Origin of the sequence: Xanthomonas sp. NCPPB 2586 (assembly GCF_041475775.2) — a bacterium.
Taxonomy (GTDB): domain Bacteria; phylum Pseudomonadota; class Gammaproteobacteria; order Xanthomonadales; family Xanthomonadaceae; genus Xanthomonas; species Xanthomonas campestris.
Genome location: NZ_CM192981.1, coordinates 4,481,606 through 4,495,536, shown reverse-complemented (window position 1 = coordinate 4,495,536; position 13,931 = coordinate 4,481,606). Strand labels below are relative to the sequence as shown.

Below are 13,931 nucleotides of genomic sequence, written 5' to 3'. Positions count from 1 at the left end.
AAGCAACGCCATGGCCGACCACAGTCCCAACGCCGACGCGTATTTCGTCCCGACCCAAAGCAAGTGGCCCTTTGTCGGCTCCATTGCGATGTTCGTGATGATGATCGGCGTGGCCAGCTGGCTCAACGACGCCGGATGGGGGCGCTGGACGTTCTTCGCCGGTGTGGCCATGTTGCTGGCGACGTTGTTCATGTGGTTTGGCGACGTGATTCGCGAATCGAACGCCGGCCACTACAACCGCCAGGTGGACGGCTCGTTCCGCATGGGCATGGTGTGGTTTATTTTTTCCGAGGTGATGTTCTTCGGCGCCTTCTTCGGTGCGCTGTTCTACACGCGCGTGCTGACACTGCCCTGGCTGGGCGGCGAGGGCGATGGCGTGATGACCAACGAACTGCTGTGGAATGGGTATTCCGCAGCCTGGCCGACCAATGGCCCGGGCACCATCGGCGGGCAGTTCCAGACCATTCCGGCCTGGGGCTTGCCGCTGATCAACACGCTGATCCTGCTCAGCTCCGGCGTGACCTTGACCATTGCCCATCACGCATTGAAAGGCGGCCGACGCCGCGCGCTGTTGCTGTGGTTGGGGCTGACCGTGCTGTTGGGCTGCGTGTTCCTGTTCCTGCAGGCGGAGGAATACATCCACGCCTACACAGAACTCAATCTCACATTGGGCTCGGGCATCTACGGCTCGACCTTCTTCATGCTCACCGGCTTCCACGGCATGCATGTGCTGCTGGGCACGATCATGCTGGCGGTGATGTGGCTGCGCGCCGCAAAGGGCCACTTCAGCCGCGACAATCATTTCGCCTTCGAAGCCGCCGCCTGGTACTGGCACTTCGTCGACGTGGTGTGGCTGGCGCTGTTCCTGTTTGTGTATGTGCTTTGAGGGCGGGGAATAGAGAGTGGGGAATGGGGAATCGCAAGAGCGGACGCGCACTTGCTTTGCACGATTCCCAACTCCCGATTCTCGATTCCCGGCTCTTCAGCGCCCCACGCCATGCGGTTTGATCCAGCCGGTGTAAATGCCCAGGATCACCAGCGCGATCAATGCCACCGACAAGCCGATGCGCCAGGTCAATGCGTTGACCGTGCGCTTGGTCTGGCCGCGGTCGGTGAGCAGGTAGTAGAGCCCGGCGCCCAGGTTCCATAGGATGACGATCAGGAAGGCGACAATCAGCAGCGTCTTGAGCGAATCGTTCACAACAGCCCCGGTGGTCGTCGACGTGGTGCCGGCATTGCACGCCTTTTTGCGCCGATTGTCATGATGCGCAAGCACACGGGCGTGCTCGGCTGGTGTCTGGCATTGGCGGTGAGTGCCGGATTTGCCGCATTGGGGCAGTGGCAGCTGCAGCGCATGCATGCCAAGGAGCAGCTGCTGGAGCGTGCCGCCCATGTGCGGCAGACGCCAACAACCCTGGCACAGGCGCTGGCTGCGCCGCGGGAGCTGGCATGGGTCAGCGGGCGCGTGCGCTTTCTACCGCAGCAGGTGTTGTTGGACAACCAGTTGCAGGAAGGGCGCGCCGGTGTGCGCGTCTACCAGCTGGCCGCGCCGGAAGGCAGCGCTGCAACGGTGCTGGTGGATCTGGGCTGGTTACCCGTGCCTGCCACGCGGCAATTGCCGACCGTGACCGCCTTGCACGGCAGCCAGGCAGTGCAGGGGTTGTTGACTGCGCCACCGTCGGCCGGGCTTGCGGTTGGCGCGGCACTGGCCAGCACTGCCCAGCCACAGACCTGGCTGGCGGTTCGCCTGGAGCCGCAGGCGTTGCAGCAGGCCTTGCACAGGCGCGACATTTCGTCGCAGGTATTGCGCCTGGATCCTGCCGTTCCGGTTGGTTATGTGCGCGATCTGCAGTTACTGGTCAACACGCTTCCACCCGCGCGGCACTTGGGTTACGCGGTGCAATGGTTCGGCCTGGCGCTGGCCGTGCTGATCACCGCGGCGCTGTTGTCTTGGCGTGCGCGTCGCCGTCATCGACGCGGGCACTGACGCCCCCGGCATGAGAAAATCGCGGGCATGACCCCATCCACATCGGCCACGCCGCAGTCGGTCAATCGCGGCCGCAGGATGCTGATCGCCCTGGCGGTGCTGTTCTTCGGCTCGATGTTGCTGGCCGGCGTGCTGCGCTTCTCTGGCTGGCAACCGGCGGCGATGCGTAACCATGGCGAACTGCTTGCTCCGCCCGCGGACCTGCGCGCGTTGACGCCGCTGCGCGCGGACGGCAGCGCGTACGCATGGGCACCGGGCGAGCGCATGTGGCGGATCGCCCTGGCGCCGCCTGCCGGCTGCACGCAGCCGTGCGTGGCGCTGGCGGCCGAACTGGACAAGGTGTGGCAATTGCTCGGGCACCGCGCGGACAAGGTGGAAGTGCTGTGGATCGGCACGCCACCGGTCGGGCTACCGGCGATGCCGGCGTTACGCGTGCTGCGCGACGATGCGCGCCTGCGCCAGGCGTTGCCCCGTGCCAACGATGCCGCCGGCGTGCCGGTGTATGTGATCGACCCCAACGGCTTCGTGATCCTGCGCTACGCCCCGGGTTTCGACCCGGCCGGTCTGCGTGCGGATCTGGTCAAGCTGCTGAAACTGATGTGAGCCCGTTTCGATGAATCTGTTTGCGCCACCGGCGTTGTTCCGGCACTTCCACCGCATGGCCTGGCTGGCTGCCCTGTTCACGGCCAGCACGATCCTGTTCGGGTCGTTCGTGCGGCTGTCCGATGCCGGCATGAGCTGCCCGGACTGGCCCACCTGTTATGGCCGCGTCACCTGGCCGCAGACCAGCGACGAAGCCAATACGCACGTAGCCAGCAAGATCCGCCCGCTCGAGTCGAACAAGGCCTGGCGTGAGCAGGTGCACCGCTTCCTGGCTGGCGCGCTGGGCGTTGAAGTGCTGGTGCTGACGCTACTGGCGGCGCGTCGCCGGCGTGCCGGCATTGCGCAGGTGGTGTCCGCCGCGGCGCTGGTCGCGCTGTCGATCCCGCTGTACATGTCCGGCTGGCACGGGCTGGCGATGGGCGTGGCGGCCGCTGGCGAAGCCATCCTGCTGCTGGCGGCGCTGCGCTGGAGCAATATCGATCTGGCCCGCGCTGCCGTGCTGACGCTGGCGGTGGTGATCTTCCAGGCGCTGCTGGGCATGTGGACGGTGACCTTGCTGCTCAAACCCATCGTGGTGATGGGGCATCTGCTCGGCGGCATGCTGATGTTCTCGCTGCTGGTGTGGATGGCCTGGCGCGCGACACATCTACCGATCACGCTGGCCGACGCTTCGCGCCTGAAATGGCTGCTGCGTCTGGGCGTGGCGGTGCTGGGCCTGCAGATCGCGCTCGGCGGCTGGGTCAGTGCCAACTACGCGGCGCTGGCGTGTGGCGGTGGCAGCTGGTCTGCCGACAATTTTCCCAAGTGCGTGAGCCAGTGGTGGCCACCGCATGACTTCCGCGCAGGCTTCACGCTCTGGCGCGGGATCGGCGTGGACTACGAGGGCGGCGTGCTGGACGGCGCGGCGCGCATCGCCATCCAGATGGCACACCGCTTGTGGGCGATCGCCACCGCGCTGTATCTGTGGTGGCTGGCATGGCGTCTGTCGCGTTCGCCCGGCATGCGTGTGTGGGCCGGCGCGCTGGCGTTGCTGGTGGTGGTGCAGGTGACGCTGGGCATGCTCAACGTGAAGCTGGCGCTGCCGCTGGAAGTGTCGGTGCTGCACAACGGTGGCGCGGTCGCGTTGCTGTTCGTGCTGGTCTCGCTGTTGGCGCGGCTGCGCGCGCCGGAGTGATGATGGCTGTCAGCGCACGCGACTATTGGGACCTGACCAAGCCGAAGGTGGTGGCACTGATCGTGTTCACCGCGCTGGTCGGCATGTTCCTGGCCATTCCCGGCATGCCGACCTGGCTACAGGTACGCACCGGCGCGCTCGGCTTTTTGGGTATCTGGCTGGCGGCATCGGCGGCGGCGGCCATCAATCAGTTACTCGACGCCAAGATCGACGCGCAGATGGCCCGCACCTCCTGGCGCCCGTTGGTGGTGGGCAAGGTACGGCCCGCGCAGGTGCTGGCCTTCGCCAGCGTGTTGATCGTGATCTCGATGACCATCCTGGTGGTCTGGGTGAACGTCATCACCGCCGTGCTCACCTTTGCCTCGCTGATCGGCTATGCGGTGATCTACACCGTGTATCTCAAGCGCGCGACCTCGCAGAACATCGTGATCGGTGGGCTGGCCGGTGCCACGCCGCCGATGCTGGGCTGGGCGGCAGTGACCGGTTTGCCCACCAGCGCCGACTGGATCAATGCCTCGCTGCTGGTGTTGATCATCTTCATCTGGACCCCGCCGCATTTCTGGGCCCTGGCCATCTTTCGGCGTGCCGATTACGCCAAGGCGGCGATCCCGATGTTGCCGGTGACCCATGGCGTGCCGCATACGCGCAAGCAGATCCTGGTGTACACCGTGCTGCTGGCCATCGTGACGCTGCTGCCGGTGGCCGTGGGCATGAGCGGGGTGTTCTACCTCGGCGGTGCGGTGGTGCTCAACGCGGTGTTTCTCTGGTACGCGTGGCGCATGCTCGACCCGCCGGACGAACTGTTTTCGATGAAGATGTTCGGCTACTCCGTGGTCTATCTGATGGCGTTGTTCGCGTTCTTGATGGTGGATCATCTGCTGCTGCCGTGGGTGCGCTAGCCGCGACCGTTGCGACGGCTCAACTCAGCCAGCTGGTGCACTCGCTGGTGTTCTTGCCGCCGCAGCTGGCCTGCATTTTCTGCCGCAATCGCGCCAGCACTGCAGTGCCTTCCTGCTGATGCTGCTTGCTCCAGGTCTTCAGCGCGCTCCCAAGCCGGGTAAAGCGCTTACGGCTGCGCTGGCGGTCGGCATCCGATTGTGCTGCCAGCGCGTCGATCGCCTGGGTGGCTACCGCTTCGATGGCGGCACTGTCCTCGGGGCTGAGCCGGATCAGCCCATCTGCATACCGCGCGCCCGACTGCGCGCGCGCGACGGGGCTGCTGGCAGTGGCGTAGTTCTCCTTGAGCCAGGACAACGCGGTCTTGCGATCGCCGCGTTCTTCGGCGAGCTGGGAGAGGCGTGGCATGTAGTAATACGGGGTCTTGCTGCGTCCGACTTCGGCCAGCAGCAATTGCTCGGCGCCGCTGCTGTCGCCCACCTCGCTCAGCAACGCGGCTGCGCTGTCGGTGATGGATTGATGCTCCTCGGCGGTCCTGGCTGCAGCCACTATCGTCTGCACACGCTGATGCACCGTCTCCACGACCGCCGCCGGTAGCGGTGGTTGCGGTTCCTTCGGCGCGGTCTCGGTCGGCTGTCCCTGGGCGAGGCGCGCGAGCTCGATTTTCGCAAAGGCGGTTTCCAGCCGGTCGTTGATCGGCACGCCGGGATCTGCATAGACCGCGTCCAATGCTTGATCCAGCTTGGCCGACAAGCGGGCACGTTGGCCGGCATCGGTGCTGCCCGCCTTGACCAGCCATGCGGGCACGTAATTCAGCGTGCTCAGATTGGCTCGCACTTCGGCCGGATCGGCCAGAATCGCTTCCAGCACGGCGCGATTGGCAGGACTGGGAGTGGGCGGGTCCTCCGGTGCGACGATCGCCGCCAGCGCAAAACGGCGCCGCAAGCTCGGTTGCGGCGCTCTTTCGGACAAGCGTGCCAACAGGGCAGGCAGCTCGCCGGACTTGACCAGACTGTCGTCCATGCCCCAGCCATAGTTGCCGAGGACGGCCCAGTCGTCCGCACTCAGTTCCTGCGGGGCATGCTGCGCCTTGTCCAGCAGTTGTTTGACGGTGGTGGTACTGGTGGCGACCACCCGCAGGACATCGGCCAGGCGCGTGGTGTCGCTGTTGCCAGCCAGGCGGGTGACTTCGCTGCGGTCCGATCGCAGCACGATGATGGTCGGGTAGCCCTTGATGCCGAAGCGTTCACCCCAGTCCAGCGTGCCTTCCGCATCGCCATCCAGATGCACTGCCACGAAGTGCCGCGTCTGCGCGATGAACGCCGGATCCTGGAACAAGGTGGCCTTCAGGCGGTTGCACGGCGCGCACCATGCCGCGCCCCAGTACAGCAGGATCGGCTTGCCGCTGTCCCTGGCTTCGGCAAACGCCGCTTCGAGCCCGCCTTCGCGCCAGGCAATGCCGGCGTGCGCTGCGGGCGCGGCGGTGGGACTGGCCTGCGCGTGCGCCGACGGCGTGGGCTTGTCGCAGGCGGTCAGGGTTGCCAGTACCGCCAGCAGTGCGATCGACAGCGGGCGCGGGCGTCGGCAGGACAGTTTCATGGGAACTCACCAGTGGGCAAAAGGATCGACCACTCCGGCGAACGGCCAGGCGTCCGCGCGGAGAGGCGTCCTGAGCGTTGTAGCGCTGCCGAGGACACGGCAAGGGTGCCCATGCGAACTTGTGTTACCCGCAGCGCAGTGGCCCGGATGGGTCGGACTGACGGCACACGGCCAAACATGCGTGCGCACGCGATCGGTCAGTGCCGCCTCGTCGCCATGGGAGACGGGCTCAGTGGTGGCCGGCATCCTGTTGTTGGTCGCGCACCGCATAACGCGCAGCCACGAACGCGCAGACGATCAGCTGCAGCTGGTGATACAGCATGATCGGCAACACGATCGCGCCCAGGCCGCCGCCGGCGAACATGACCTTGGCCATCGGTACGCCGGTGGCCAGGCTTTTCTTGGAGCCGCAAAAGACGATGGCGATCTCGTCGGCGCGGCTGAAATGCAGGCGCCGCGCGATGAAGGTGATCGAGAGCATCGCAATGGTCAGCAGCAATGCGGCCGCACCGAGTACGGCGAGCAGTGCGGGCAGCGGCGTCTTCTGCCACAGCCCTTCGTTCACCGATGCGCTGAAGGCGGTGTAGACCACCAACAGGATGGTGCCCTGGTCGGTGTAGCGCAGCACCGCGCGATGGCGTTCGACCCAGCCGCCGATCCACGGACGCAGGAAATGCCCGGCCAGAAACGGCACCAGCAACTGCAGCATGATCTTGCCGATCGCCTCGGCCGGGTGCGCCATCGCGCCCTGGCTACCGACCAACAGGCCCATCAGCAATGGTGTGAGGAACACGCCCAACAGGCTGGAAAGCGAGGCTGCGCATACTGCAGCCGGCACGTTGCCGCGCGCCATCGAGGTGAACGCGATCGACGATTGCACCGTGGACGGCAGTGCGCACAGAAACAACACACCGATGTACAACTCCGGCGTCAGCGCCAGATGCGCGAGCGGCTTGAACAACAGGCCCAGCAGCGGGAACAGCACGAAAGTGCAGGCCAGAATCACCAGATGCAGCCGCCAATGCAGCGCGCCGGCCTTGACCGCTTCACGCGAGAGCCGCGCGCCGTGCAGGAAGAACAGCGCGGCGATTGCCACGTCGGTGACGTCGTCCATGATCGCGGCCGCGGTGCCGGTGACCGGCAGCAGCGAGGCCAGCGTGACCGTGCACAGCAGCGCCAGAGTGAATGGATCAATGCGCAACCGCGCCAGCAGCTTCTTCATCGAGGTCCCAGGGGCGGCGCGCAAGCGCCTGTCGCGGACCATTCTACGATGCGCTGCTGCACCGGCCGATGCCGGCGCAACAGATGCGTCACTGCGGCGGCGGCGGCTGCAGGCGTTCGCGCACCGCCGGTTCCAGTGACGGTTGCAGGCCGGCATCGCGCCCGATCTGCAGGGCCTGTTCGGCACTGGCGCCCTCGCGTGCGGCGAGCAGCGCCAACAACGCGCCGGCGCGATTGCCGCTTGCACAATGCAGCAACACCTTGCCCTGGGCTTGTTGGTCGAGCACGCGCTGCAATGCGCGCACGTTGTCGGGCGTGAGGCCGGCTGCAGTGCGGATCGGCAGGCGCACATAGCGCAGGCCCAGGGCGTGCGTGCTTGCGTTTTCGTCGTAGCCGCGCGCTTCGTCCGGGCCACGCAAGTCGATCACGGTAGTGACGCCGTTGGCGGCTGCCTCGCGCAATTGCGCCTGCGATGGCTGGCCGGCGCTCAGCACCGCGCGCGGGCGGTAGGGCGGTGCCGACTGCGCCAGCGCGCCGCCAGCGAGCAGCAGGAGCATCCAGACCGCGTAGCGAAGGCGCAGTGGCATCACAACGCTGCGAGCGCCTTGAGCAACTCGCGCATTTCGTACTTGTCGGTGTTGTCCAGGCCCTGCGCGCGCTGTTTGGCCTGCAGTTCTTCCACGCGCTGACGCAGCAATTGCTTGTCGAGCTGGGCGACGACGTCGTGCAACTCGATCGCCCAGCTGTGCTCGTCGCCGGGAAGCTCCTGCGCGGCCAGCTTCTGCAGCGCGACCAGTTCCTCGCGCTCGGCGAAGTGTTCCAGCAGCGCGCCGGTGCTGATTTCCGGCCGTTGCCGTACCAGCGCCAGCAGCTCCATCAACAACTCGATGCCGGGCAGGCGCAGACCGGAAAAATCGTGGTCGCCTTCCAGGCTCATCGCCAATGACGGCTGTTGCAGCAGGATGGCGATCGACGCACGCACCAGGCTGCGTTTCTGCGTGGGCGCACCCATGCGCGCGGGCGGCCGCGCTTTTGGCGGGGACTGTTGCGCGGACATGCTCGCCCCAACGCCCGTCATACGCGCCAGCTCCTGCTTCATCAGATCGCCGAACGCGCCTTCGGGAATCTGCGCCAGCATTGGTTTGGCACGCTCGGCCAGGCGTGCCTTGCCATCCAGCGTATGCAGATTGATCTCGCGCGACATTTCGTCGAAGAAGAACTGCGACAGCGGCGTGGCCTGTTTCAGGCGCGCATCGAAGGCCTGCGCGCCTTCCTTGCGCACGATGGTGTCCGGGTCCTCGCCGTCGGGCAGGAATAGGAAGAACGCCTGCCGGCCGTCCTTCATCCGCGGCAGCACCGACTCGAGCGCGCGCCAGCCGGCCTTGCGCCCGGCGTTGTCGCCATCGAAGCAGAAGTACACGTCCGGCGCATTGCGGAACAACAGCTCGGCGTGTTCCGGCGTGGTCGCCGTGCCCAGCGTGGCCACCGCCTGGGTCACGCCGAACTGGAACAGCGAGACCACGTCCATGTAGCCCTCCACCACGATCAGCCGTTCGATCTTCTGGTTGGCCTGGCGCACCTGCCACAGGCCGTACAACTCGCGGCCCTTGTGGAACAGCGCGGTTTCCGGCGAATTGAGGTATTTAGGCCCCGGGTCGCGGCCATCGGCCGGCGCGCCCATGATGCGTCCGCCGAAGGCGATCACACGGCCGCGGCGGTCGAAGATGGGAAACATCACCCGGTCGCGGAACTTGTCGTAGACATGCCCGCGGTCGTTCTTGGAAAACAGCCCGGCGCGTTCGAGCACGCTCATGCGGCGCGCATCGGTGCCCAGCGTGTCCTTCAGGGCGCTGTAGCCATCCGGTGCATAGCCGATCTGGAAACGCGCGCGGTTTTCCGCATCCACGCCGCGCCCATCCAGATAGTCGCGGGCACGGTCGCTGCCTTCGAGCTGACGCTGGAAGAACTTGGTCGCCGCCTCCAGTGCCGAGTACAACTCGCGGCTGTCATCCTGCTGTTGCGGGGTGCGCTGCTGGGTCTCGCGCGGAATCTCCATGCCCGCGCGCTTGGCCAGCTCATCCACCGCGTCGAGAAATTCAAGGCGGTCGTAATTCATCAGGAAGCTGATCGCGGTGCCGTGCGCGCCGCAGCCGAAGCAGTGATAGAACTGCTTGGTCGGCGACACGGTGAACGAGGCCGAGCGCTCGTCATGGAACGGGCAACGCGCCGAATACTCCTTGCCCTGGCGCTTGAGCGGCACGCGACCGCCCACCACCTCGACGATGTCGGTGCGTGCGAGCAGTTCGTCGATGAACGCGTCTGGGATGCGGGCCATCCCGCTAGGATAATCCCTCGCGCCCGGCTCGGGCCTGTCTCAGTGCGTCTTCATCCGCAGCCGAGCGCCCACGGTTGGGCTCAGCTGCGCAACGGCGTCTCGCTGCAAGCTGGTGTTGCCGGCACAGCAACGATCTCGGGCGGATGCTCCGGGTCCACGCCGGCGTCGCGCAGTTTGCGGTGCGAGCGTACGCGCTCATCGATCACTGCGGTGAGCAGCGCGCCGATGAAGAACACCACCGAGGCGTAGTACATCCACACCAGCAGGATCACCAGCGTGCCCATCGAGCCGTACGCACTGCCGGGCGCAGCCTTGGCGATGTACACGCCGATCGCGTAGCGGCCCAGGGCAAACAACAGCGAAGTGATCACGCCGCCCACGAAGGCCTGGCGCCAATTGACGGTGCGATCGGGCAGGTAGCGATACAGGAACGCAAACGCCAGCGAATACAACGCCAGCGTGGTCACATAGCCCACAGCAGGTAGTACAGAGGGCAGCCTGGCAAAGACCACCTGCAAGGCGGTGGTGGCGATCATCGAGACGATCAGCAGGAAGCCCAGCGCCAGGATCACGCCGAAGGAAAACACCCGCTTCTTCAGCCACGCCATGATGCCGTCCAGGCGCTGCTTGTCGGTACGGAAGATCAGGTTGAGTGCGTTCTGCAGCTGCGCAAAGACCGCAGTGGCACCGATGAACAGCAGCAGCGTGCTCCACAGCCCGGCCAGCGAGCCCACACCGGGCTGGTCGGTGGCATTGCGGATCACCGTATCGGCCACCTCCGCCGCGCTGCCACCGGCCAGTTGCGCGATCTGCTGCACCAGCGCTTCCTGCGCGGGTGGATACAGCGAGGCCGTCAGCCACAGCAGCAAGACCAGCAAGGGCGCCAGCGACAGCAGCGCATAGAACGACAACGACGCGGCCTGGGTCATCACGTCGATTTCGAGAAAGCGGTTGAACAGCGCCATGGGCAGGCTGCGCTGCACGCGGGTCAGGTGCTTTTGCAGGTGTTCGGTGGAGAATGTCGTCACCGGCGGAGAATCCTTGGCGCATACCGTGGCGTGTGCAGGATTCAAGGGCCAGGCCGGTATGCGGGGTGCCTGGCCTGCGCCTGCGCTGGCATCACCGTTCTAGCAGGGCGGGATCGAAGGCATGGTGAAAAAATCGATGCTGGAGGATGTCGTGCAGCGATGGCTGCGAGATCAGGTGCGGACATGTGCCGGTGGCGCGCTGCCGGCTGGGCCAATATCTGCGCATCGTTGAGTGCTGCACATCACTTGCGGCGCCTGCCGCGCGATGCCTGGTTGACCTCAGCGCGCAGCGTTGATTCCTGTCTGCGATAGCGCGCAGGCGTATGACAGAAAAAGAATCGATGCGAGCCTTGCCACACTGCAGCGCAGTGTCGGACTTACGGCGAACCAACGGTATGAGGCGCGCAGATGCAGTGTGCATTGGCCATTTGCTTGAGCCGGAGCCACATCGTCGCTTGCGCGCCGTTGTTCTCGGAACGGAAAAGGCAGTGGCAACAGCAGTACGGATCAGTGATCAACGATGTGCCAGCAGCACTGCGGCGTCGATGATGCCGTGCGGCTTAGAAGACGTGCGGCGCCGTACCGATGTGCGCGGACTCGGCAGCGCGCAGCTTGCGTTCGCAGCAACGAGGCAATGGTTTCGCCGCTGCGACCGACGTACCTGTGCGACACATCGGGCCACACATACCGCCAAGCTGCGATCCACCTCGGAAGGCGAAGGCCCATCACCGGCGCGCGTCGTCATCGCACCACGCGGGCTCGACGCGCGCGGCAGCAGCAGCGCACCCGCCGCCTGCATGCCCCGGCCATCGGCGCAGGGCAGGTCGGCTGATCGGCCTCAGCCGGCCAGTTGCTTCTTCACCAGCGTGGACACCAGGCCCATGTCGGCCTGACCGGCCAGCTTGGGCTTGAGTGCGCCCATCAGCTTGCCGATATCGGCAGGGCTGCTGGCGCCCGTCTCGGCGACGGCCGCCTGGATCGCGGCCACGATCTCGGCTTCGCCCATCTTTGCCGGCAGGTAGCGCTCGATCACTACGATTTCCTCGCGCTCGATCTGTGCCAGATCCTCGCGGGCGGCGCCTTCGTACTGGGTCACCGAGTCCTTGCGCTGCTTGACCATCTTGTCGAGCACGGCAATGACGGCGGCATCGTCCATTTCGACGCGCTCGTCCACTTCCTTCTGCTTGATCGCGGCATTGATCAGCCGGATCACGCCCAGGCTGTGCTTGTCGCCGGACTTCATCGCAGCCTTCATGTCTTCGGTGAGCTGTTGCTTGAGGGACATGCTGTACTCCTGGGTAACGTAAGGGGGATCGCCGACAGGCGCCGCCAAGATGGCGGGTGACCGGCGTGCATACAGCGACGCGGTACGCCGGGCCAACTGCCTCGGCACGCACGGCCGCGTCAGGCCAATACAAAAAGCCGGCGACGCTTGCGCGTGCCGGCTCTTAGGTTCGACTCCGAGGGGCCGCGCCTACAGCGCCCGCCCACCGGCGAAGAACCGCGATCGATCAGTACAAGCGCTGGCGCTTGGTGACGTCGCGCGAGGAGCGACGCAACTGACGCTTCACAGCAGCGGCAGCCTTGCGCTTACGCTCCTGGGTCGGCTTTTCATAGAACTCGCGCTTGCGGGTCTCGGCCAGCACGCCGGCCTTTTCGCAGGTGCGCTTGAAGCGGCGGAGCGCAAATTCGAAGGGCTCGTTCTCGCGGACTTTAACGCTGGGCATGGGTTCTCCAGATAATGGGATTTCCGTCCGGGAGCCCCGGGCGGGTGCGAGCGGACTCGCGTGACGGAATTTCCGGGTTGCCCCGGCGAGCCGCGCATTATAACGACTTGGGAACGGCCTGCAAGCCCCTGGCGCAATCGAATGGATCGAGGGCGCCGGAACGTGCGTGCTGCCGCAGTTGGCGGGCCATTCTGCGGTTGCGCAGCATACCTGCGGAGACCGGTTTGCGCGCGGCAAAAGCTGCGAAAATACAGCCCATGAACCTGCCTGCCGAACTGTCATGAAAGTGCTTGGGATCGAATCATCCTGCGATGAGACCGGGGTGGCGGTGTACGACACCGCGCTGTCCGGCGTGCCGGCGCTGCGCGCCCATGCGGTCTATAGCCAGATCGCGCTGCATGCCGAATACGGCGGCGTGGTGCCGGAGCTGGCCAGCCGCGACCATGTGCGCAAGCTGCTGCCGCTGATCCGTCAGACCCTGGACGAGGCCGGGTTGCGCATCGATGAGCTGGACGGGGTGGCCTATACCGCCGGTCCGGGCCTGGTCGGTGCCTTGCTAGTAGGTGCGGGGGTAGCGCGCGCGCTGGCCTGGGCACTGGAGGTGCCGGCGATCGGCGTGCACCACATGGAAGGCCACCTGCTGGCCCCGTTGATGGAAGACGACCCGCCGCAGCCGCCGTTCGTGGCGCTGCTGGTGTCCGGCGGCCACACCCAGCTGGTCTCGGTGAAAGCGCTGGGCGCGTATGAAGTGTTGGGAGAAACGCTGGACGACGCCGCCGGCGAAGCCTTCGACAAGACTGCCAAGATGATGGGGCTGCCGTATCCGGGCGGCCCGCAGCTGGCGGCGTTGGCCGAAACCGGCACGCCGGGGCGCTACAAGTTCGCGCGGCCGATGACCGACCGCCCGGGGCTGGACTTCAGTTTCAGCGGGCTCAAGACCCAGGTGCTGCTGGCCTGGCGCGGCAGCGACCAGTCCGACACCACCCGCGCCGACATCGCGCGCGGGTTCGAAGATGCGGTAGTGGACACGCTGGCGATCAAGTGCCTGCGCGCGCTGGACGCCGCCGATTGCAACACCCTGGTGGTAGCCGGCGGCGTGGGCGCCAACAAGCGCCTGCGGGCCCGCCTGCAGGAAACCGCGCAGCGCCGCGGCGGCCGGGTCTGCTTCCCGCGCCCAGCCCTGTGCACCGACAACGGCGCCATGATTGCCTTCGCCGGCGCGCTGCGCCTGGAAGCCGGCGAGCACGCCGATGCCGCGGTGCATGTGACGCCGCGTTGGGATATGGCGACGCTTGCGCCGCTGGCGGCGGCGGCGCGGGAGTCGGGAATCGGGAATCGGGAATCGTAAACGCCGTTCTCC

14 protein-coding genes are annotated in these 13,931 nt (G+C 66.1%); 6 read left to right on the top strand and 8 right to left on the bottom strand.

Annotated features, from left to right (window positions below; genetic code table 11):
• Nucleotides 1–10: 10 nt before the first annotated feature.
• Entirely contained in the window at nucleotides 11–886 is an 876-nt protein-coding gene (locus tag ACCQ09_RS19780; RefSeq protein WP_011038909.1) for a cytochrome c oxidase subunit 3, read from the top strand.
• 96 nt (nucleotides 887–982) lie between these two features.
• Here the strand turns inward: ACCQ09_RS19780 and ACCQ09_RS19775 are convergent, their stop codons facing one another.
• Complete coding sequence (locus ACCQ09_RS19775) at nucleotides 983–1,201, bottom strand: twin transmembrane helix small protein (protein WP_011038908.1); 219 nt, start codon at nucleotides 1,199–1,201, stop codon at nucleotides 983–985.
• 60 nt (nucleotides 1,202–1,261) lie between these two features.
• Here ACCQ09_RS19775 and ACCQ09_RS19770 point away from each other — a divergent pair, with 60 nt between their 5' ends.
• Genes ACCQ09_RS19770 through cyoE form a run of 4 tightly spaced genes read left to right on the top strand, consistent with a single transcriptional unit; the run spans nucleotide 1,262 to nucleotide 4,663 of the window.
• Entirely contained in the window at nucleotides 1,262–1,987 is a 726-nt protein-coding gene (locus ACCQ09_RS19770) for an SURF1 family protein (protein ID WP_011038907.1), read from the top strand.
• 27 nt (nucleotides 1,988–2,014) lie between these two features.
• Nucleotides 2,015–2,590: a redox-active disulfide-containing membrane protein gene (locus ACCQ09_RS19765; RefSeq protein WP_011038906.1), complete on the top strand. Its 576-nt coding sequence runs from the start codon at nucleotides 2,015–2,017 to the stop codon at nucleotides 2,588–2,590.
• Nucleotides 2,591–2,600: 10 nt separating this feature from the next.
• Nucleotides 2,601–3,764, top strand: coding sequence for a COX15/CtaA family protein (locus ACCQ09_RS19760; RefSeq protein WP_011038905.1), 1,164 nt, complete (start codon nucleotides 2,601–2,603; stop codon nucleotides 3,762–3,764).
• Nucleotides 3,765–3,766: 2 nt separating this feature from the next.
• On the top strand, nucleotides 3,767–4,663 hold the full coding sequence (gene cyoE / locus ACCQ09_RS19755) for a heme o synthase (protein ID WP_014506322.1): 897 nt from the start codon (nucleotides 3,767–3,769) through the stop codon (nucleotides 4,661–4,663).
• Between the two features lie 19 nt (nucleotides 4,664–4,682).
• Here the strand turns inward: cyoE and ACCQ09_RS19750 are convergent, their stop codons facing one another.
• The 7 genes from ACCQ09_RS19750 to rpsU form a co-directional block, all read right to left on the bottom strand.
• Nucleotides 4,683–6,260 carry a thioredoxin family protein gene (locus ACCQ09_RS19750; protein WP_040941961.1) on the bottom strand — a complete coding sequence of 526 codons (1,578 nt, stop codon included), beginning with the start codon at nucleotides 6,258–6,260 and terminating at the stop codon, nucleotides 4,683–4,685.
• A 229-nt stretch (nucleotides 6,261–6,489) separates the two neighbouring features.
• A complete protein-coding gene (locus tag ACCQ09_RS19745; RefSeq protein WP_170873801.1) occupies nucleotides 6,490–7,524 on the bottom strand; it encodes a bile acid:sodium symporter family protein in 1,035 nt (344 codons plus the stop codon).
• Between the two features lie 46 nt (nucleotides 7,525–7,570).
• Nucleotides 7,571–8,068, bottom strand: coding sequence for a fused DSP-PTPase phosphatase/NAD kinase-like protein (locus tag ACCQ09_RS19740; protein WP_040941959.1), 498 nt, complete (start codon nucleotides 8,066–8,068; stop codon nucleotides 7,571–7,573).
• Entirely contained in the window at nucleotides 8,068–9,816 is a 1,749-nt protein-coding gene (dnaG, locus tag ACCQ09_RS19735) for a DNA primase (RefSeq protein ID WP_014506325.1), read from the bottom strand. Before dnaG ends, ACCQ09_RS19740 begins: the two co-directional genes overlap by 1 nt.
• Nucleotides 9,817–9,896: 80 nt before the next feature.
• A complete protein-coding gene (locus ACCQ09_RS19730) occupies nucleotides 9,897–10,844 on the bottom strand; it encodes a YihY/virulence factor BrkB family protein (RefSeq protein ID WP_040941958.1) in 948 nt (315 codons plus the stop codon).
• Nucleotides 10,845–11,682: 838 nt separating this feature from the next.
• On the bottom strand, nucleotides 11,683–12,129 hold the full coding sequence (locus ACCQ09_RS19725; protein ID WP_011038898.1) for a GatB/YqeY domain-containing protein: 447 nt from the start codon (nucleotides 12,127–12,129) through the stop codon (nucleotides 11,683–11,685).
• Nucleotides 12,130–12,355: 226 nt separating this feature from the next.
• Nucleotides 12,356–12,571 carry a 30S ribosomal protein S21 gene (gene rpsU / locus ACCQ09_RS19720; RefSeq protein WP_002808376.1) on the bottom strand — a complete coding sequence of 72 codons (216 nt, stop codon included), beginning with the start codon at nucleotides 12,569–12,571 and terminating at the stop codon, nucleotides 12,356–12,358.
• A 280-nt stretch (nucleotides 12,572–12,851) separates the two neighbouring features.
• Here rpsU and tsaD point away from each other — a divergent pair, with 280 nt between their 5' ends.
• Nucleotides 12,852–13,919: a tRNA (adenosine(37)-N6)-threonylcarbamoyltransferase complex transferase subunit TsaD gene (gene tsaD / locus ACCQ09_RS19715; RefSeq protein WP_040941957.1), complete on the top strand. Its 1,068-nt coding sequence runs from the start codon at nucleotides 12,852–12,854 to the stop codon at nucleotides 13,917–13,919.
• The last annotated feature ends 12 nt before the right edge of the window (nucleotides 13,920–13,931 follow it).

What these genes read in the sequence shown, in the direction of transcription:
- ACCQ09_RS19780 (WP_011038909.1), top strand. Translation starts at nt 11, where the DNA reads ATGGCCGACCACAGTCCCAACGCCGACGCGTATTTCGTCCCGACCCAA.
- ACCQ09_RS19770 (WP_011038907.1), top strand. Translation starts at nt 1,262, where the DNA reads ATGATGCGCAAGCACACGGGCGTGCTCGGCTGGTGTCTGGCATTGGCG.
- ACCQ09_RS19765 (WP_011038906.1), top strand. Translation starts at nt 2,015, where the DNA reads ATGACCCCATCCACATCGGCCACGCCGCAGTCGGTCAATCGCGGCCGC.
- ACCQ09_RS19760 (WP_011038905.1), top strand. Translation starts at nt 2,601, where the DNA reads ATGAATCTGTTTGCGCCACCGGCGTTGTTCCGGCACTTCCACCGCATG.
- cyoE (WP_014506322.1), top strand. Translation starts at nt 3,767, where the DNA reads ATGGCTGTCAGCGCACGCGACTATTGGGACCTGACCAAGCCGAAGGTG.
- ACCQ09_RS19750 (WP_040941961.1), bottom strand. Translation starts at nt 6,260, where the DNA reads ATGAAACTGTCCTGCCGACGCCCGCGCCCGCTGTCGATCGCACTGCTG.
- ACCQ09_RS19745 (WP_170873801.1), bottom strand. Translation starts at nt 7,524, where the DNA reads ATGGTCCGCGACAGGCGCTTGCGCGCCGCCCCTGGGACCTCGATGAAG.
- ACCQ09_RS19740 (WP_040941959.1), bottom strand. Translation starts at nt 8,068, where the DNA reads ATGCCACTGCGCCTTCGCTACGCGGTCTGGATGCTCCTGCTGCTCGCT.
- dnaG (WP_014506325.1), bottom strand. Translation starts at nt 9,816, where the DNA reads ATGGCCCGCATCCCAGACGCGTTCATCGACGAACTGCTCGCACGCACC.
- ACCQ09_RS19725 (WP_011038898.1), bottom strand. Translation starts at nt 12,129, where the DNA reads ATGTCCCTCAAGCAACAGCTCACCGAAGACATGAAGGCTGCGATGAAG.
- rpsU (WP_002808376.1), bottom strand. Translation starts at nt 12,571, where the DNA reads ATGCCCAGCGTTAAAGTCCGCGAGAACGAGCCCTTCGAATTTGCGCTC.
- tsaD (WP_040941957.1), top strand. Translation starts at nt 12,852, where the DNA reads ATGAAAGTGCTTGGGATCGAATCATCCTGCGATGAGACCGGGGTGGCG.